This is a genomic window from Cyclobacterium sp. SOCE241, assembly GCF_056867545.1.
Genome location: NZ_CP149779.1, coordinates 1,975,984 through 1,995,055, shown reverse-complemented (window position 1 = coordinate 1,995,055; position 19,072 = coordinate 1,975,984). Strand labels below are relative to the sequence as shown.

The 19,072-nt window shown below is 38.3% G+C and carries 13 protein-coding genes and 1 pseudogene; 5 read left to right on the top strand and 9 right to left on the bottom strand.

All coding sequences use genetic code 11. From position 1 onward, the window contains the following. The first annotated feature begins 9 nt into the window (after positions 1–9). From WG932_RS09765 to WG932_RS09745, 5 genes are all read left to right on the top strand, one after another. Entirely contained in the window at positions 10–675 is a 666-nt protein-coding gene (locus tag WG932_RS09765; protein ID WP_014022987.1) for an RNA polymerase sigma factor, read from the top strand. A 45-nt stretch (positions 676–720) separates the two neighbouring features. Then, complete coding sequence (locus WG932_RS09760) at positions 721–1,716, top strand: FecR family protein (protein ID WP_483087787.1); 996 nt, start codon at positions 721–723, stop codon at positions 1,714–1,716. A gap of 143 nt (positions 1,717–1,859) precedes the next feature. Further along, positions 1,860–4,934 (top strand): SusC/RagA family TonB-linked outer membrane protein, encoded by a 3,075-nt coding sequence (locus tag WG932_RS09755; RefSeq protein WP_483087786.1) that lies wholly within the window; start codon positions 1,860–1,862, stop codon positions 4,932–4,934. Between the two features lie 112 nt (positions 4,935–5,046). Then, entirely contained in the window at positions 5,047–5,529 is a 483-nt protein-coding gene (locus tag WG932_RS09750) for a hypothetical protein (RefSeq protein ID WP_483087785.1), read from the top strand. 13 nt (positions 5,530–5,542) lie between these two features. Beyond that, the gene (locus WG932_RS09745; RefSeq protein ID WP_339677031.1) at positions 5,543–7,219 is read left to right on the top strand and encodes a SusD/RagB family nutrient-binding outer membrane lipoprotein; all 1,677 of its coding nucleotides are present in this window, start codon (positions 5,543–5,545) and stop codon (positions 7,217–7,219) included. 363 nt (positions 7,220–7,582) lie between these two features. Here the strand turns inward: WG932_RS09745 and WG932_RS09740 are convergent, their stop codons facing one another. From WG932_RS09740 to WG932_RS09700, 9 genes and pseudogenes are all read right to left on the bottom strand, one after another. After that, on the bottom strand, positions 7,583–8,998 hold the full coding sequence (locus tag WG932_RS09740) for a TolC family protein (RefSeq protein ID WP_149394568.1): 1,416 nt from the start codon (positions 8,996–8,998) through the stop codon (positions 7,583–7,585). Between the two features lie 4 nt (positions 8,999–9,002). Next, a pseudogene (locus WG932_RS09735) lies at positions 9,003–12,229 on the bottom strand (efflux RND transporter permease subunit). A gap of 25 nt (positions 12,230–12,254) precedes the next feature. Further along, the gene (locus WG932_RS09730; protein WP_483087784.1) at positions 12,255–13,340 is read right to left on the bottom strand and encodes an efflux RND transporter periplasmic adaptor subunit; all 1,086 of its coding nucleotides are present in this window, start codon (positions 13,338–13,340) and stop codon (positions 12,255–12,257) included. A 200-nt stretch (positions 13,341–13,540) separates the two neighbouring features. After that, positions 13,541–13,903 carry a hypothetical protein gene (locus WG932_RS09725; RefSeq protein WP_483087783.1) on the bottom strand — a complete coding sequence of 121 codons (363 nt, stop codon included), beginning with the start codon at positions 13,901–13,903 and terminating at the stop codon, positions 13,541–13,543. A 375-nt stretch (positions 13,904–14,278) separates the two neighbouring features. Further along, on the bottom strand, positions 14,279–15,178 hold the full coding sequence (locus tag WG932_RS09720; protein WP_483087782.1) for a diacylglycerol/lipid kinase family protein: 900 nt from the start codon (positions 15,176–15,178) through the stop codon (positions 14,279–14,281). Positions 15,179–15,409: 231 nt separating this feature from the next. Further along, positions 15,410–15,667 (bottom strand): hypothetical protein, encoded by a 258-nt coding sequence (locus WG932_RS09715; RefSeq protein ID WP_014022977.1) that lies wholly within the window; start codon positions 15,665–15,667, stop codon positions 15,410–15,412. Between the two features lie 62 nt (positions 15,668–15,729). Beyond that, entirely contained in the window at positions 15,730–16,545 is an 816-nt protein-coding gene (locus WG932_RS09710; protein WP_483087781.1) for a sulfatase-like hydrolase/transferase, read from the bottom strand. Between the two features lie 14 nt (positions 16,546–16,559). Continuing rightward, positions 16,560–16,823: a hypothetical protein gene (locus WG932_RS09705; protein WP_483087780.1), complete on the bottom strand. Its 264-nt coding sequence runs from the start codon at positions 16,821–16,823 to the stop codon at positions 16,560–16,562. 235 nt (positions 16,824–17,058) lie between these two features. Next, positions 17,059–19,038, bottom strand: a complete 1,980-nt coding sequence (locus tag WG932_RS09700) for an SGNH/GDSL hydrolase family protein (protein ID WP_483087779.1) — start codon at positions 19,036–19,038, stop codon at positions 17,059–17,061. Between the last annotated feature and the right edge of the window lie 34 nt (positions 19,039–19,072).

The window sequence follows — 19,072 nt, the reverse complement described above, 5'->3', positions numbered from 1 at the left end:
TCGAACATAATGCCAGAACCCAAAATTTCTATAAGTAGTAAAAGGCTCCTTTCATCGATCAGTTTAGAAGAAGCGAAGGTTTCCCATTCAACTGAAATGATGAATGATGAACAGTTAATTAGTCATGCCCTTAAAGAAGATCCCAAAAAAGGAATGGGAATGATTTTTCAACGCTATTACCAACCACTTTGTTCGCATGCAGTTCGTTTTGTTGGGTCAAAAGAAGTTGCACAAGATTTGGTTTCCGACCTTTTGGTTCATTTTTATGATCAAAAGCTTTATTTGAAGGTAAACACTTCCATTCGCTCCTATTTATTCCAGTCGGTAAGAAATCGAGGTTATAATTATCTAAAGCATGATTTGGCACGAAAGGGAGAGTTGAGTCTCGCTACAGAGCCCAGGATTCCTGAAACTTATGAGCCGGATAGCATTACGGAATACGAAGAGCTTTACCAAGATTTTGAAAAAGCCATTGAAACCCTTCCCGGTCAGCGAAGGAAAATTTACCTATTGTTCCAATTTGAAGGGAAAACAATGAAAGAAATTTCTACAGAAATTGGGCTTTCGATCAGAACTGTAGAAACACAACTTTATCGTTCTAAAATTACCATTCGCCAGTTGCTAAGGGATAAATGGCTGCTTTGGCTAATAACGTTTACCCAACTTTTTAATTGAACTTTCAAATTCCCCGCCTTTACCTAACCAATAACTCGAATTATAATGCATGATATAGAAACCATAAAGGAATTATTAATTAAATACTTCAATGGATCAGTCTCCGTAATCCAAAAAAAGTGGATTGATGATTGGATCAATGAATCCACAAGAAATAAGGAATTGTTTTATTCTTGTTTGGAAGAATGGGAGAGACAAAACCTACAATACATGGCTAATGTGGAGCAGGCATTTTTGGATTTTAATAAAAGAATAGATCATGGTGAGCCTCACAAAATAGAAAATTTTCCTCAGCAGATAAGGTTTAACCTGCCGGCACATAAACTCTGTATGGTTGCCTCAATTGTATTGATTGGTCTATTTTTTTCCGGGGCACTGGACTTTGTATGGGTGAAAACTTACCGTACAGGCTATGGAGAGTTATCAACTTTGGCTTTAAATGATGGCACAGTGGTTTATTTAAATGCCAATAGCCAATTAAAAACTGCTAGGTTTCCCTATTTCTCTGACCAAAGGCAAGTGGAATTATCTGGTGAAGCGTCTTTTGATGTTGCCCATGATCCCATCAATCAATTCATTGTCCAAACCAAGAATGGTCTAGATGTGGTGGTTCACGGTACGGAATTTACTGTTTACAACCGTCGTCAAAATACTGAAGTACATTTAAAATCAGGGAAAATTGAGCTGATAAAACACAATACTTCAGGTCGGGAAACTGTGATGATGAAACCGGGAGAGAAAGCCCGCATGGAACCTGATGGCGATTTGCAATTGAAGGAAGTAAGGGCAGCTGAAGAATTCGCTTCCTGGAAGGAATACCGATACGTTTTTAATCAGACAAGTTTGGCTGAGATATCGGACCTAATTAAGGATAATTATGGTGTCGAGGTGGAAATTCTCGAAGACTCACTTAAGCGTTTAACAGTTTCCGGTTCCTTTCGCTCAGAAAATGCCGAGGAATTTGCTACTGCGGTAGCTCAGGTTTTAGGAGTATCTATAGAAGCAGGAGAGAATATTTTTAGATTTTATGATTCCAAGTAGGTTCTCAATGTCTTTCAAAACGCTGAAAATGATCCCTCATAAGTTGTTTTAGTTGATTAAAAAAGAGATGGTTAACCAATATTTTGAACAATACAATAATGAAAGCAGCACTCAATATTAATAATTAAAACCCTGAATCTGACATGAAAAAAAAATTACACTTTTCACTTTTGATTGGGGCACTGTGCATTTTTATGCACCATGTTCCGATTGCAGATGCCAAAGCCCACAACTTAAATTCTCGGCAGTTGGCAGAAATACCGAAAGCAGAGGCTCAAAACAGTGTGGCCTTGGCTGAAGCGCTTGATAAGCTTAAGGCTTATTATAAAGCAGATATTTTATTTGCTGACAGAATGATCCAAAACATTAATGTAGACTTGGGAAGTATAGACTGGCAGGGAGGTTTGGAGAGGAATCTCGACAAACTCCTTAGCTCTAACCAATTGTCATTCATAAAACAGAGAGGGGGATCTTATGTGATAATAGCAAAAAACAGACAGTCCGGTACAGGTACCCCTGTTTTGTCCAAGTTTGTTGCTCAAAATAATGGCTTAATATCAATGAAGCCCAATGGCAGCAATGGGATTTCAGAAAGTATATCAATTGCTGATGTAGTACAAAGTGTTAGAGGAAAAGTTGTTTCTGAAATTGATGGCCTGGGTCTTCCAGGTGTAACTGTGCTATTAAAAGGTACTGCAATAGGCACTGTTACTGATCAAAATGGTGAATATTTTCTTGAGTTTGAAGGTGAAAATGCAATTTTGGTATTTTCCTTTATTGGCTTTGAAACGCAAGAGGTGGCAATAGGGAACCGGGAAATTGTGGATATCACGATGCAGGAAGATATGAAATCACTCCAAGAGGCTGTGGTTACTGCTTTGGGAGTGAAAAGAGAGAAGCAATCTTTAGGGTATTCGGTAGGAAATGTGGAAGGAAGAGACCTGACAGAGACACCGCAAAATAATGTACTGAATGCCATGGCAGGAAAGGTTGCCGGAGTACAAATTTCCCAAATGGATGGTACGGCCGGTTCATCTGTGAATATAATTATTCGAGGAGCCAATTCATTAAACAATGACAACCAGCCATTATTTGTGATTGATGGGGTTCCTGTTGCTAATAAGCTGAACAATGGTTTTGGCGGAGCAGATATGGGAAATCCTATCTCAGACATTAATCCCAATGATATAGAAAATGTGTCAATCCTAAAAGGGCCTAGTGCAGCCGCTTTATATGGTTCAAGAGCCGGCAATGGTGTAGTATTGATCACAACAAAATCCGGTTCCGGAAGAAAAGGAATTGGTGTTGCAGTTAATTCATCGGTGGTGGTGGACTTTCCATTTAAATACATTCCCATTCAAAATGAATTTGCTTCCGGAAAGAGCGGAGCGCATGTTTTTGAGGAAAGTGAGAACGAAAGTTGGGGGCCGGAACTGGATGTTGGAGAAGAATGGGTTCAATGGAACAGCAATGGGGAACCCGCACCTCTGGTGTCTTACCCAAATCGGTTTAAAGATTTCTTTCAGACCGGTTATACCAATACCAATAATGTGGCAATCAATGGAGATTATGACAAAGGTAGTTTTCGGTTGTCTGTGGGGAATATGGCTAACACCGGAATTATCCCCAATACAGATTTTTCAAGACTCACCATAGGACTTAATACCAGTTACCATATTACAGATAGGCTAAGAGCAACTGCAACCATTAATATTACAGAATCAGGTTCAGATAATCGCCCCATAATTGATGGTGGAAGAACTTCTCCGGTAAGGAGCTTATATGAAACAGGTGCCCAAGTAAATATTCTTGACCTTCAGCAGTACTGGGTGCCGGGGTCCGAAGGAATCCTTCAAAGAAAATATAAAGAAAAGCAAAACAATCCATATTTCGTGGTTAATGAAAACCCCACCGGTTTTGATAGAAACAGGACAGTCAGTAAGCTACAGCTAGATTATGATGTCACCAATAACCTTAGCATGATGCTTCGTTATGCGAGAGATTCATATGATGAACAACAAGAGGCAATTATTGCCTACAATAATTATGATCAAATTAATGGAGGGTATCACATAAGAAACAATACTAACAAGGAGAGCAATTTGGATTTTATGTTGAATTATCAAAAGGTTTTTAATGAAGACTGGAACATTACAGCATTGGCAGGAGCGAACAGAATGGAGCAAAAGTATGGCTTCATGGATAATAATGCAGGGCAGTTGGTCATTCCTATGTTGTATACCATTTCTAATGGAGCACCCGGTACAGTTTCTTATGATAGCCAACAATTCTGGAAAGTAATCTATGGAATATATGGATCTGTTTCTACAGGGTTTCGAGATAAACTTTATTTGGATATTACTGCAAGGAATGATTGGTCAAGTACTTTACCGATTGAAAACCGATCTTACTTTTACCCCTCAGCTTCATTAAGTGCCATCATTTCTGAGATGGTTGACATGCCTTCTTTTGTAGATTTATTTAAATTTCGTGCAGGGATAGCTCAGGTAGGAAATGATGTGGCTCCCTATAGTTTAATCCCTACCTTCAATACAGCCTTGGATTGGGGTACTGCGAAAAGTATGTACATGGGAGGGTTATTACGAAATACTTCATTGAAACCTGAAATATCTACTTCCTCAGAAGCAGGTTTTGATATTTCCCTTTTTAATAATAGGCTGGGAATTGACGCTACCTATTATGTCCGAGGAAATAAAAACCAAGTATTACCAATAGATCTTCCCATAGAATCAGGAGCTAGTAGCAAGTTAATAAACGCCGGTTTGGTAGAAAGTCGAGGCTTTGAATTAGGACTAAGTACTACACCAATTATTTCCGGTGATTTTAGGTGGGACTTGAATGTCAATCTTTCTAGAAATAGGACAAGCATCAAAGAACTCGCAGAAGGCATAACTTATTATAATTTCACTTCTTATAGTGGAGCCGAGCTAAGAACTTATGTCGGTGGAGATATAGGAGACATATATATGCGTCCGGTGCTTACTGTGAAAGATACTGAATCGCCCTATTTTGGATATCCTGTACTTACCGGAAGTGGCTTGTATCAAGCAGATCAAGATGTAAATAACCTGGTCAAGATTGGGAATTTTAACCATGACCTAATGGTGTCGTTTCAGCCTACTTTAAGCTATAAAAACCTAAGTTTTTATGCTAATATAGATTGGAGACAAGGGGAGAGTTTTACTCTAATACCATGATGTTTTTAGGTAATAATGGAATGTTAGAAGAAACCCTTTCCGGAATGCCCTATGACCCTAATAGGCCCATTGAAGATCAAATCAAAGAAAATCCTGAAGCCTATTTTGGCAATTGGATAGGGGGCGAAATGCTGCTTACGGAGGTTTGCCATGGACTGGAGAAGAGGCAGGTTATAGAGAGCAAGATGCCAGTTTTAATGTAGGGGTGCGAGAAAGTAGGGATGCTGAAGGCAATATTGTTTACATAGAAAACTTAGGAGGTGAAACTACCCAATGGTTAAACCCTTTTCAAGCTTATCGATATGCCAACCGACCTTTCCCAGACCGAAACTTATACAGTGCCACTTATGTCAAGTTAAGAGAAGTCGCTTTTACTTATCGCTTACCCAATAAGCTATTAGATAAAGTAAGCTTGCGAAATGCGTCCGTCTCAGTAGTAGGAAATAATCTATTTGTATGGACAGAAGCAGGAAACGGTATAGATCCGGAAAGGGCTTTCAGACAAACAGGAAACCGATGGATTCAGGGAGTAGAATATTACAATGTTATGCCATGGACAGGTTCTTTAGGATTGAAAGTAAATGCAGAATTTTAACTTAATGAAAGTCATGAAAAATCTATTAAAAAATATATTTTCTATTGGATTAATAGCTTCATTTTGGGCATGTGAAGACTTAACTGAGGTCAACATAAATCCCAATAGTCCTGAGCAAGTTTCCTCAAATTATATTCTTACTTACGTATTATCAAATACAGCTAAGACCTACCATAATTTAGGGTATGAGAATTCTAAAATTGCAGGAGCCATGCAGTATGTACAACGTGGTACCAATGAAGGAGCAGTAGTTGTCAATTATTACGGTTGGGGTCATGAGTCTTGGAATAGCTATTTTGATATCCTTAGAAATAATCAAGTAATATACGAGAATGCGATTGAAGAAGATAATCAATTCTTTAAAGGGATAGCCTTGATTATGCGGTCTTTTCATTTTGGGCTGATGAGTGATTTATATGGTGATATTCCCTACTCAAATGCCTTGCAGGCGAATAATGATGTTTTCTTTCCAAATTATGATCGGCAAGAAGAGGTTTACAAAGGGATTATGATCGATTTGAAAGAGGCTGATGCCTTGCTTCAAAACCTTGACCCTGCCAAGGATTTAGTAAATTCTTCATCAGATATTTTGTATGGAGGAGATTCCCAGAAATGGAGAAAATTTGCCAATGCTTTGCGAATGCGTTACAGCATGCGTTTGATTAGTAAAAAGTCAGAAATGACTGCTTTAGGAATTGATTTGGTAAATGAATTTGATGAAGCTGTTCAATTTACTTTTACTGACAATGCGGATGAGGCAAAAGTCGATTTTCTAGGGACTGATGAAAATAATGCAGCTCCGGGAGGTCCGCTAAATAGTCCTAACCCCAACTTATTGCTAAAGCCGGCACAAACTATTGTAGATAAACTTATAGGTTTAAATGATCCCAGATTATATCGGTGGATGATGCCTGTTCAATACAAGTGGGACGAAGAGGTGATGGTAGAAAAGGACTCGGTAGTCACCAATATTTTGGGGGAATCATATACAGTTCGGTTTAAACCGGCACCTGAGGGACTTGATGTGAATACCAATTTATATGTGGGGCTGCCTGTAGGTTTGCCCATAGTGGAAGCCATGGCATTCAATAAAGGGAATGATGAAGAAGGGTACCATCCCGAGAGAAGCCCCTATATTTCATACCTACATGAGCGTTACCGTAAAAATCAAGATGAATATGTAAGTATGAATTTAATTACATATAGTGAGGTAAAGTTTTTAATGGCTGAGGCCGCCCAAATGGGAGGGTTTAGTGTCAGTGACCCTGAGATGCATTACAAAGATGGAATCAAAGCATCAATGGAAAAATATGGCATACTCTCAAATCCCGGAAGTTTTAATTTTGACACATATTATGAACAAGCTTCAGTTTCATTTGCTTCCGGGGATAACAAAGAACAAAGGATCATGGAACAGAAATGGTTGGCAAACTGGCAAAACCCACAGGCGTGGTTTGACTGGAGACGCACCGGATATCCGGTACTTGAGGCTGGACCGGTCACTCAATTTGGTGCTGCTATTCCGGTTCGATACATGTATCCCTCGCCAAATTTAGACCCAAATTACCTAGTAAATTATGAAGAAGCCCTATCCTCACTGGAAAACACTGAATATATCCCGGCCGGGCAAAGTAAAGATCATCCTTATGCTAAAATGTGGTTACTTCAAAACTCCGGAAAACCTTGGTAACAATTAAAGGTTTCAGGTCCATGTTTAACCCAGATTATGCAAAAGGATTCGTGATGAGTGTTGCAATCGCAAGAAAATCAGTCTGTTTGGAGATTTTAGCATAGCAGGGCTATGGTGAAATTGAAAACAGCAACGAAGTGGCTGATTTTAAAGCGATTTCAGCACGTAATAGATTGTCTATTGCATATTTCGGGTTTAATGAGCCAATGCAATTTTGACTTGCATCACCAATCAAGAAAGGTAATTTCGCTCTTGATTGAATAGCCTAACAAAAGAAAAGCCACTTGAACATTCAAGTGGCTTTTACTTATAAGCATTAATTAATAATTGAGGAATAAAAATTTTAAATAAGCCCTATCAATCTTAATTCCAGCCACCTCCTAATGCTTTGTAAACATTTACTTTGGCATTCATCTGGCTTAGTTTTATTTCAATAAGTTCCATTCTGGATTCCAAGGCCTCCCTTTGGGTAAGCAATACCTCCATATAATCTGCTCTCGCAGAGCGGAACAAGCTATTAGAAATGGTGATTGATTGATTAAGTAAATCAACCTCCTTGGCTTTGGTTGTATAACTGGCACTAGAATTTACTATCTGCGAAAGCTGATTGGCTACTTCTATATAGGCTTGTAATATGGTTTGTTCATAGTTATAAACAGCTTGTAACTGCCTAGCATTGGCACTGTTATAAGTTGCCTTTATGGCATTTCTATTGACCAAGGGGGCCATAAGATCCCCACCAAGATTGTACAGGATGGACTGTGGATTGAGGAGATATTTGGGGTTAAATGACCCGAAACCAACACCTGCTTCAATGCTGAATGATGGATAGAAATTAGCCCTAGCGATACTTACATCCAATTTGGCCGCCTCTAAAGCCAATTCCGCTTGTTTTATATCCGGTCTATTGGTCAATAACTGAGAAGGTATTCCTGATTGAACATCGTTTATAGTAATGTCATTGAATTCTGATGAACTTCTGACGATCGGTTGCGGAAAGCGACCCACCAGAAAATTCAACCAATTTTCAGTTTCAACAATCTTCTGTTTGATATCGTATTGCAGGTTTTCTGTATTGAGCAATTGGGCAGCAAATCTATTGACGGCAAGCTGTGTTTCCTGAGCAGCCTGTTTCTGTTGTTCAATGATTCGAAGTGCATTTCGTTGAATGGCGATATTTCTCTGGATTATTTCCAGCTGATTATCTAAAGCCATTAATTCATAATATGCATTAGAAATTTCAGCAATTAAATTGGTGACCATAAAATTCCTACCCTCAACACTAGATAAATACCGGGCTACTGCCGCCTTTTTACCATTGCGAAGTTTCTTCCAAACATCCAATTCCCAAGAAGCAAAAGCCCCCACCATAAAATCAGGCAATGGTTCTGGGATGGCCTGACCTTCCCTAATATTTAGGCTTTCATCCACAGCTCCATGACGGGTATATTCACCGTCCTTTTCAAGTCCCGCACCTGCACCAATGTTTACAAAGGGTAAGTATTCACCTTTTCGAGCCAAAATCTCATTGTTATCTACTGCTATTTCCTGCAATAGAATGTTCAACTCCTGATTATTGGCCAAGGCAGTATCTATCAAAGCAATTAAGTTCGGGTCAGGAAAGAATTCTCTCCAATTGGTTAAGGCACTATTTGTTGTGTCTGTTGAAGAATTGAAACTATCCGGAACCGACTTATTTTCATCTATCGTGGTGGCCTGTGGTGTCTTACACCCCCATAAAAGGAGCATGCAAAACAACAGGCTTGTCGTATTTTTCATGAATTTATTGGCCATCTTTCAGTTCTTTTTTCGACAATAATTTCTTAAGTTTTTTTATCAAGCTTGCATTGGATTGGCTTTTAACATAATCCTCGCTAAGTGGTGTTTCGTCTTCATCTCTTATCAGTGTTTTGCCATCTGCCAAGCTGCCGAAAATATAATACAGCCCGGGAACGATGACCACGCCAAACAAGGTTCCGAATAACATTCCTCCCATGGCAGAAGAACCAATGGTTCTGTTACCTATGGCTCCTGCTCCAGTGGCAATGACTAGCGGAATCAATCCTGCAATAAAGGCAAAAGAAGTCATCAGAATTGGTCGAAACCTAACCTTTGCACCAATGATTGCAGCTTCTAAAATTGTGGAACCTTGTTGATGCTTTTGAATGGCAAATTCAACTATCAGTACCGCATTTTTACCTAGAAGTCCCACCAGCATGATCAGGCCAATTTGTGCATAAATGTCGTTGGCCAGTCCCATAAATTTTAACATTAGGAAAGAGCCAAAGACACCTATTGGTAAGGAGAGAATAACAGCTAGAGGAATAATGAAACTTTCATATTGCGCTGCCAATACCAAATAAACAAAAATCAATACAACGATAAATATATAGATGGCTTCGTTACCTCTTCTTGATTCATCATAGGAAAGCCCTTCCCATGCAATGTCGTAACCATTGGGGAGGGTTGCCGCTGCCACTTCCTGAATGGCCTCTATCGCATCCCCACTTGTATACCCGTTTGCAGGAACTCCTTTGATGGAAGATGAAGTGTAGAGATTAAACCTTGTGATTTCATTGGGTCCTTGCTTTTTCTCCATCTTCATAAAAGCAGAGTAGGGCACCATTTCTCCCTCTTCATTCTTGATGAATAAATTCATAATATCCGAAGGAAGTTTTCTGTATTCCGGTGCTGACTGCGTATAGACCTTAAAGAAATTTCCAAATCTAATAAAGCCTTGCTCATAGGTACTACCAATCAGTATGTCAAGATTTTCCATGGCTTTACCAATGGAAACACCTTTTTGCATGGCCAGTTTATTGTCGATTGTTAACTCAAATTGAGGGTAGTTGGCTGCAAAGAAGGTAAAGAGGCCGCTTAATTCAGGCCTTTTATTCAAAGCTTCCATGAAATCACGATTTACCTGATCGAACTCTTGGTAATCGACTGTACTGTTTTTATCAATCATCCTTAAAGAAAACCCATCGGAGGCTCCATATCCCGGAACTGCTGGTGGTTCAAAATACTCGATCACAGCTCCTAAATCTTTGGTTTCTTCCTCCAGCTCTTCAATAATTTCCTTAACGGAATGGTGTCTTTCTGACCAGTTTTTAAGATTAATAAGGCAGGTACCTGCATTGGATCCCCTTCCTTCCGTAAGGATTTCATAACCTGCCAAAGAGGATACAGACTGGATACCATCAATCTCTTCTGCAATCTCTTGCAATTTTCTAGAGACCTCATTGGTCAATTCTAAGGTTGAACCCGGAGGAGTTTGAATAATCGCATAGATCATTCCCTGATCTTCATTGGGAATAAAACCGGAAGGCAACTCTTCGTTGACCACAAAAATCCCCAAGCCAAAAGCCAAAAGAATACTGTAGGTGATTACTTTTCGGTTGACAATAAGCTTAAGTAAACCTTCATATTTATCAGTTACTTTATCAAATTTCCTATTGAACCAATCCAAGAAAAGATCAATTGGAGATTTTCTTTTAGGCTTCCCATGATTATTTTTGAGGATCATGGCACACAAAACAGGTGTCAATGTCAAGGCCACCAATCCGGAAAGAACAATGGAACTGGCCATGGTAATGGAAAATTGTCGGTAAAATACACCAACCGGTCCGGTCATAAAGGCAACCGGAATAAATACTGCGGTCATCACCAAAGTAATGGCTATAATGGCTCCACTAATTTCTCCAAGCACTTTCTTTACCGCTTTAAAAGGGCTTAGATTTTCTTCCTCCATCTTGGCATGTACGGCTTCCACTACCACAATGGCATCATCTACCACAATCCCAATTGCCAAAACCAGTGCAAATAAGGTGATCATGTTAATCGTTAAGCCAAATATTTGCATGAAAACAAAGGCCCCAATCAATGAAACAGGAACAGCGATGGCCGGTATGATGGTGGATCTCAAATCTCCTAGGAAGAGAAATACTACTAAGGCCACCAATATAAAAGCTTCGACTAATGTATGTAAAACCTTGTCAATTGAAGCATCAACAAAAGTAGATACATCATAATTTATCTCATAGGACATGCCCGGAGGAAAGTCCTTTTCGAGTTCTTTCAATTTAACTTTTACATCATCAATTACCTTACTTGCATTACTACCAAAATTTTGCTTCAATACCATTGAAGCAGCAGGATATCCATCTTTATTCGAATAAATATCAAAGAATTCACTGCCTAACTCTACTTCAGCAATGTCTTTAAGCATTAATATTTCTCCTTCCGGATTCGCCCGTATAATGATATCTTCGTATTCCTCAGGTAAATTAAATCTACCCTTATAAGTCAGTACATATTCGATGGACTGAGCGGTTTTCCCGGAACTCTGTCCTAATCTACCCGGTCTACCGATAACACTTTGCTCATCAATAGCCTCCAAAACCTCCTCTGTAGAAATATTGTAGGCACGCATTCTATCCGGTTTTAGCCATACCCTCATGGCATATTGACGGCTACCTAGGATAGTAGCCCTTCCCATTCCACTTATTCTTTGAAGCTCCGGAAGTATGTTAACATTGGCATAGTTATATAGGAATTTTTCATCTGCCTTTTTATCCGTACTGAAGAGGTTGACATACATCAACATACTGGGTTGAATAGGCGTGATAATCACCCCTTCTCTTTGCACCAGAGGCGGGAGATTGTTCATCACCTGATCTACTCGGGTTTTTACATTCACTACTGCTGCATTGGGGTCTGTACCTGGCTCAAATATAATTTGAATGGTAGCCTCCCCAGCACTTGTAGCATCGGAGATAATGTACTGCATTCCCTTTACTCCATTGATCGCTCTTTCCAGAGGGATCAGGGTAGATTTAACCAATACGTCTGCGCTGGACCCCGGATAAGCGATAAATATATTTACCCTCGGAGGGGCTATTTCAGGAAATTGTGAAATAGGTCTTGTTGCAATTGCTAATATTCCTAAGAATATGATGGCCAGGAGATAGCTATCGCTAAAACCGGCCGCTGTATAAACTTGCTAAACATGTGTAAAGTAATTTAGAGGTTAAATTTACTCTGCATGAAGCAGGTTTAAATCAGCTAAAATATCTCTTTGATCTAGAAATTCATGCTTTATTGTCTGGTTGTTTTTGACTTTTCTTAGACCATCTATAAGGACTTTGTCCGTTGGTTTAAGCCCTTCGCTAACAATAAACAAATGAGGGATTTCATGTGCTACTGTGATTTCGGTTGACCTTAAAGTATTGGATTCATCCACGATATAGACGAATTTTTTATCCAATATTTCAAAGGTAGCTTTTTGAGGTATTATCAATGCGTCTTTAAATGTAATTGGCATCAATATATTCCCCGTTTCACCGTGTCTTAACAAACCTTTATCATTTGGAAATGTAGCCCTGAAGGCTATATTCCCTGTTTCATTGTTAAAATCAGCTTCAATGGTTTCAATATGACCAGTGTATTCAAAGTTTTTGTTATTGGCCATTTTAAATTGTACCTCAGGTAAGTTTTCTAGACCTGTGGAGGTGGCAAGATCCAAATATTCCGATTCCGGGACGTTGAAGTAAACCCACATATTACTGTTGTCAGATAAGGTAGCCAATAATTCACCCTCATCTAAAAGGCTACCTAACCTTACATGAAATCTACCCATTATTCCATCGAATGGAGCTCTGATTTCAGTAAAACCCAAATGTGCCTTAGCCAAATTGAGTTCGGCCGTTGCTTTAGCCAATTTTGCCCTTGACATTGCCAATTCATTGGACGAAACGATATTGCTGTCTGCCAGACTTTGTGTATTGTTAAATTCTATTTCTGCAAATTCAGCTTCAGCTTCAGCCCTTTGCTTTTCTGCTTCATAAATTAAAGGCATTATCTGAAACATTAATTGCCCTTTTTTTATGAATTGTCCTTCATCTACAAACACTTTTTGTAAATAACCTTTTTCAAGGGCTCTAAGCTCGATATGTTGGATGGAGTGAACTTGACTAACATATTCCTGAAAAACCACTGTATCCATTTTTATAGGACTTGTAATTCGATAGGTGGATTCCGGATGTTCAGCTTCTTTTTTATGCTCGCAAGCAGTATTACCTAGAATAGCTAGGAAACAAATGAGAATCAATATCCTCTTCATAATGATGTTGATTTTAAATATAAAAATTGGAATGAATAGCCCTATGCGTATAGGAAAACCTATTGGCATTCAAGGCTGAATAAAATCATCGGAGTGGATCCAATGATGGTACTATTGATCTAAAAAATTAATGAGGAAACTCTTCCAGGAGTGGTGTAGAATGATAAGTGAAATCCTTGACCTGTTATCATTTGAGAGGTTCAATTGGGAAAATAATGTTTTTTCCAAATTGTAACCCAGCTTTGAGAAAAAGTAGCATTGACAGTAAAATGCTCACTGTCTTCGTCTAAAGTTTTATTGGATTCATTTTCGCTTTCATTTTCCTGTTCTTCGGGAGAATCTCCTTCAGAAGGTAAATGCAAAAAATAGTGTATATCACTTAAAATATCATTCGCTGATAAATAAGTGATTTGGTGGTTAGCATCCCCGGAATCATTATTATTAGAACTCCCTTGAATCACCAATGGGGTGAAAAGTAGCATTAAAAAGCATAAAGCTAAGGAAGCCCCTACAAACATGGGGGTCTGAACAGAATCCTTTATAAAATGTCTATTACTTTTCATTTAGATCAACAAACCTATAAAAATATTTTATAATTTTTAACGTTTTAACTTTTTTTTACAGAAAATATATTTCAAGATTTTCGGGTATGCTACCAAAAATTGTTTTAAGCTTTGATTTTATGAAAAATTATAGTATCCATTCCCCTTGGTTAGGAGATGTAATTAAAAAATGAAAGTAGATGAATGTTAATTTGAAATAAGAATGATAAAAATATTTTCTAATGCATGATTTGAATTTAATTTTTCAGGAAATGATTAATCCTTATTCCTAATTTGAGACTTACTGTTTTATCATTCACCTAAAAGGACTATATTAAGAAGGTTCCGGAATGAGGTAGGTCAATATGCAAGATGGTATGCCAACCAAATCTCTTGTTAATCTTTTACATATTGGTTGTCCGTGGAAGTGATAAGCTTCGTGGCGCCTTTAATTATTTCTACCTTTATTTCTTTAAATTTACCGATAACCTCACCATCAAGCTGTAGCAACCTTGGTTTTTTGAATTTCAATACGGCCAGTTCTGTGCATATGGCGGTGATGTTTTCTTTCATATAGAAAACATCGTTGAATTTGGATAGCCCAGCATTGATTAAAAATTGAGTATTGAGATCCTTAACCAAAATTATTTCAAATTTGCCATCCATAGGGTTCCCATCAATATTTAATGGAATCCCCGTGCCATATTTCTTAGCATTGCAAATCCCAACCATTACCGCTTTTTCAACGATGGTTTTTCCCTTGGCCTCTACCTCAACTTCAAAGGGGTCGTTCTTGGTCAATTCATCTATGAAATATTTTGCATATGTGGCCATCCCTCGGTTTGGGTCTTGTTCATATGAGGCTACTATTTCTGCGTTGATACCCACATCCCCAAGGTGCATAGAAAAGTGCTTATCGTTAATCTTTAAAATATCCAAGTCTTTGATCATGGAGGACATGATCAAATCCTTTAATGCTTCCATGGGATTTGATTGCACACCTAATTCAACTGCCATTCCATTGGCAGATCCCAAAGGAATAATTCCCATAGGAATTTTACTTTCCAGTAAAGCAATGGCCGAAAATAAGGTCGTTCCATCTCCCCCTACAGAGGCAACCCTGTCCGGAGCAAAAGCCTTTATGGTATTCCCTACTTTTTTTTCATCATCACTGCCGGTTGTTTTAAAAATTTCAATAGTTATACCATATTTTTGACATAATTTTGAAGCCTTTTTAAGAAAAGGCTCTTTATCAACATCCCCTGAGATGGGATTGACAATGAAGAGTAGTTTCATATATTTATTTTAAAGCCTAACAATCCTCCAGATGAAGCCAAGTATATTAGACAAGCTTCATTAATACATTTTTATTGAAATACTGGACAAGTATTTGATAGCTTATTTCGTGCCAATAAATCCTTAGTCACGAATTTTATTTATACAGATATTTTACTGTAATCAACTGTAAAAAGTTTCCTGAGTAAGCGGTTTTTTTATTATCAATAACCGGAATTCTATGAAACGTAATTAGTCCATGCGACAGCTTGATACATTGTGTTCATTGACGCTAATAAGCCGATCAAGCCGGAAAGTCACCTTATTTTCCAATACAATAAACTCCTCTTTGTTTTTAGTGTAAATGTCAGTAATCCGAGTATTGACGGTGACTACTTCATCTATTATATTTTTGTAGACAATTTTAACTACCTCTTTTCTGGTGGCCCAATCTTGTAATCTGTCAACGAATAAACAATCAATCGGTATATATTTGGGTTGCTTGTCCATCTTTTAAAATTTTAGGAATTACTTTTCTTAATGTTTTTATCAATCATTGTCTTAGAAACAACTCAATCTTTGATCATTTCAGTGATTACTTCTCCGGCTTTTTCATCTGGGTACTCTATTCCTAAAAGACTGTAAATGGTCTTGGCTATCATGGAAGAATGCCATAATCCTTTGTTTTTTATCTCACCTTTCGCAGGGGTATCAGGTCCAATGGCAGCCATCCATATTTCTTTTGCTTCAGGAATAGAGGATCCATGACCGGTCCATGTCTTTTTATTTATTCCTCTACCATGATCTGTAGTGATGATCATTGTCGTTTTACCTTTGTATTGTGGAGTACTTTGAATAAAATCCCATAATTCTTTAAGGTAAGCATCAAACTGGTGAATAGAATACAAATACTGATCATATTTGTTGTCATGTGCCCAATCATCAGGTTCCCCATAAGCAATGTAAATGATCTTTGGTTGGTGTTTTTTTATACCTTCAAGGGCAAAGTTGTGAGTAAAAGCATCCAGTCTAACTCCTTCCCAAGGACCTCTAATTTCATTTTGAAGCCTGTTGATCATTAATTCTTTGTCTGTTAGATTATCACCTTCAGCCAAATCAAAACCTGCATTGACAGGGACTTTACTTCTTTCTTCATTAATAATATATGGAAAGACATCCCAACTACCATAAGCCAATACCTTGTTTTGGTAGCCGGTTGTTTGATTTAAGTATTCCAATAAAGTTGTGTTAGGATTATTTACCTTTGAATTTGAATTGATCCTCTTATCATCGGCAAACCCACTTAGTACTTCGTTGTACCCCGGGTAGGAAAATAGCATGGTATTGCTGTTTTCAACAAAATTTCCATAAGCTCTGTTGCCATACAATTGTCCTTTTGAACTTAAGGTTTCCCAAAAAAAGGCATCAACATCTTTCTTCGTGTAATTGGGTCATTGTCCCAAAATTTAGCCAATAGATTGTCGGTGTTCTCCACCATTCCTGTATCATCAATAAACAATGAGTCAGCTCCTTTAAATACTTCTTGCCAGCGGAGCCCATCCACGGTAATTAAAAAAATGTTTTCAGTTTTGGTTTGTTTTTGGGCATATAAATGGGAAAGGTTAATAAATAAGCCAATCGTTAGCAGTAGGGGTATCCGTTTCATTTTTTTTTAATTTGATCTAGTGGAATTAATTGTATTAAACCCGGATCATGTAATTAGGTTTCTCCCCCTTGACTAAAGTCAGGAGTGTAGCCTTTCCCGTGTTTACAGGAAGTGTTGCAATCGCAAGACAAATCAGGGCTGGTTTTGAAGCGATTTCACCACCTGATAGATTGTCTATTGCACCTTTCGGGTTAAAATAATGCGATAACTTATAACTCTTAAAATAAAGTTGTTTTTATTTAAACTTTTGGTCTGAATTTACATAGAAATACCTGATTCTACACGTTTTATTTTGCGAACCTTCGTTAAGACTTTCAGGGATCTTGATTTCCAAAAGATGGTCCCCATTTTCTAATTCACTAGCCAAAGTAAAATACCAAGGAAGGTGCAACTGATTGCTCCACGGTGTAACTAAGTCTAGTTTTATCCATTCTCCTTTGTCTATCCTGTAGCTAATGGTGGCGGCATCCTGCCCTGATGCAACAGTTATTCCAACAGCCGTTCCATTAAATTTTAATTTTAAAGATTTGGCGCCTTCATTTCCAATCAAAAATGGTTTGTTGACATAGTTCGGTCTTGTTTTCAAACTATCCGCAGGTTTCCACTCAGGGTCATGATGCCAGCCTTTGGCTATTTTGGCTTCCTTTACATCTAGAAGAAATCCTGAACTATAGGTAAATCGGTCCATTTTTTCAGGGATGGTATAATGGACGGTTTCCTCATTTATTAACTTGCTTTTAGTGAAACTATTGGTAAGGAAAGTTATGATAGAATTGGCATAAATTCCTTGGCCAAAAGGGGAGGGGTGAAGGTTTTTGAAATCCTTCTCCCAAGAAAATTCTCCTGCATTAATTCTATCTGTAACCTCTTTAGCGAGATTAATGGTAGGAATTGCATAATGATCTGCTACTTCTTGATGGTTTACAATTACTTCAGGGATCAAGCCCTGATTGTAGGAGGCAATTTTTCCTGGATCCACAAAATGCATTACAACGATATCCATTTCCGGATTGGAATTTCGGGCATGTCTGATGATTCCTTCCATGGCACGCTTTTGTTCTTGAGAAGTTCTTCTATTTCCTGAATCATTGACAGCTGCTTCTACGAATAGTAGGTCTATTTTACCTTTAGATAATACATCTCTATCAAGCCTAAAAGCTGAAGGTGTACTACCCATAGAAGGTATGCCGGCATTTATTAATTCAATAGAGGCTTCGGGAAACTGCTCCTGTATAAAATTATTAATACTGTCACGCCAGCCATTATTGTGGGTGATTGAGCCACCTAAATAGGCAACACGGCCGGTTTTATTGCTTGTGAATTTTTTGTAGGCATTGTGAATACCTCCATTTATTGTATGGTAATTTTCTGAAGCTAAAGTATGGGTTTTTATGGAATTGTACTTAATGAAGTCTGCAACCAATCGGGGTGTTTGTATGGGAAAATGGTGACCTTTTAAATTTTGTTCTCCATCTATTGAAGTTACTACAGTTGCGATGCCACCAGATTTAATATACTTCTCAACAAAAGGCAAAGTATTTTCCGCTACAGGGACAATTTGATCCTTAAGCCCTATCATATGGAGGATGGGTACCCTCTTAGAGGGTAATTCATTAAGGTTTTCAATAGGGTTGTCGGTATAGTTTTTTGCATCTTCATCTGAAGCAAAGCCATATACTTCCTTTAAACGGATCCAATCCTTTGCTGAACCTTCGCCCTCTCCAAATCCCCCTGGCCAACTTTTAAAATCCAGAACCGGTGCTTCAGCATAAATGCAAGCTACTTTATCTACATTGGCCTTTGCCCAATTGTAAATGAATAGCCCTCCTCTGCTTACCCCCATTAAAGATACTTGGTCTTGAAGGTCTTGTTCGGAAGTCAATAGCTGATAGAAATCATCCCATACTTTGACGGCTACTTTATTACCATATAGATTATCTGTATTGATATAAGCCAAGTGAAAGCCTTCAGCCACTAAGATACTGTCAGCAGTAGTATGCCAGTCCGGAAATCTAGCCCGCCAAATCCAGGGTTTCCCCGGAAGTGCTTTTTTAGGCTTAATAAGTCTGGCCTTCCTTCCCTGAAAATTAAAATCATAACGCTCAAATCCTTTCCAATCGGAGAGCTCAGCACCTTCAAATGAATCGTTCAGATGTGACTGGGAATAAGCAGGTAAAAAGAGTAAGTTACAACAAAAAAAGCCAGGAATGTACAAGTTCTAAGCATTGAAAAGAGGGGTTTAATGGTTA

Coding starts and splice junctions, on each gene's coding strand:
- WG932_RS09765 (WP_014022987.1), top strand. CDS start 10: ATGCCAGAACCCAAAATTTCTATAAGTAGTAAAAGGCTCCTTTCATCG.
- WG932_RS09760 (WP_483087787.1), top strand. CDS start 721: ATGCATGATATAGAAACCATAAAGGAATTATTAATTAAATACTTCAAT.
- WG932_RS09755 (WP_483087786.1), top strand. CDS start 1,860: ATGAAAAAAAAATTACACTTTTCACTTTTGATTGGGGCACTGTGCATT.
- WG932_RS09745 (WP_339677031.1), top strand. CDS start 5,543: ATGAAAAATCTATTAAAAAATATATTTTCTATTGGATTAATAGCTTCA.
- WG932_RS09740 (WP_149394568.1), bottom strand. CDS start 8,998: ATGAAAAATACGACAAGCCTGTTGTTTTGCATGCTCCTTTTATGGGGG.
- WG932_RS09730 (WP_483087784.1), bottom strand. CDS start 13,340: ATGAAGAGGATATTGATTCTCATTTGTTTCCTAGCTATTCTAGGTAAT.
- WG932_RS09725 (WP_483087783.1), bottom strand. CDS start 13,903: ATGAAAAGTAATAGACATTTTATAAAGGATTCTGTTCAGACCCCCATG.
- WG932_RS09720 (WP_483087782.1), bottom strand. CDS start 15,178: ATGAAACTACTCTTCATTGTCAATCCCATCTCAGGGGATGTTGATAAA.
- WG932_RS09715 (WP_014022977.1), bottom strand. CDS start 15,667: ATGGACAAGCAACCCAAATATATACCGATTGATTGTTTATTCGTTGAC.
- WG932_RS09705 (WP_483087780.1), bottom strand. CDS start 16,823: ATGAAACGGATACCCCTACTGCTAACGATTGGCTTATTTATTAACCTT.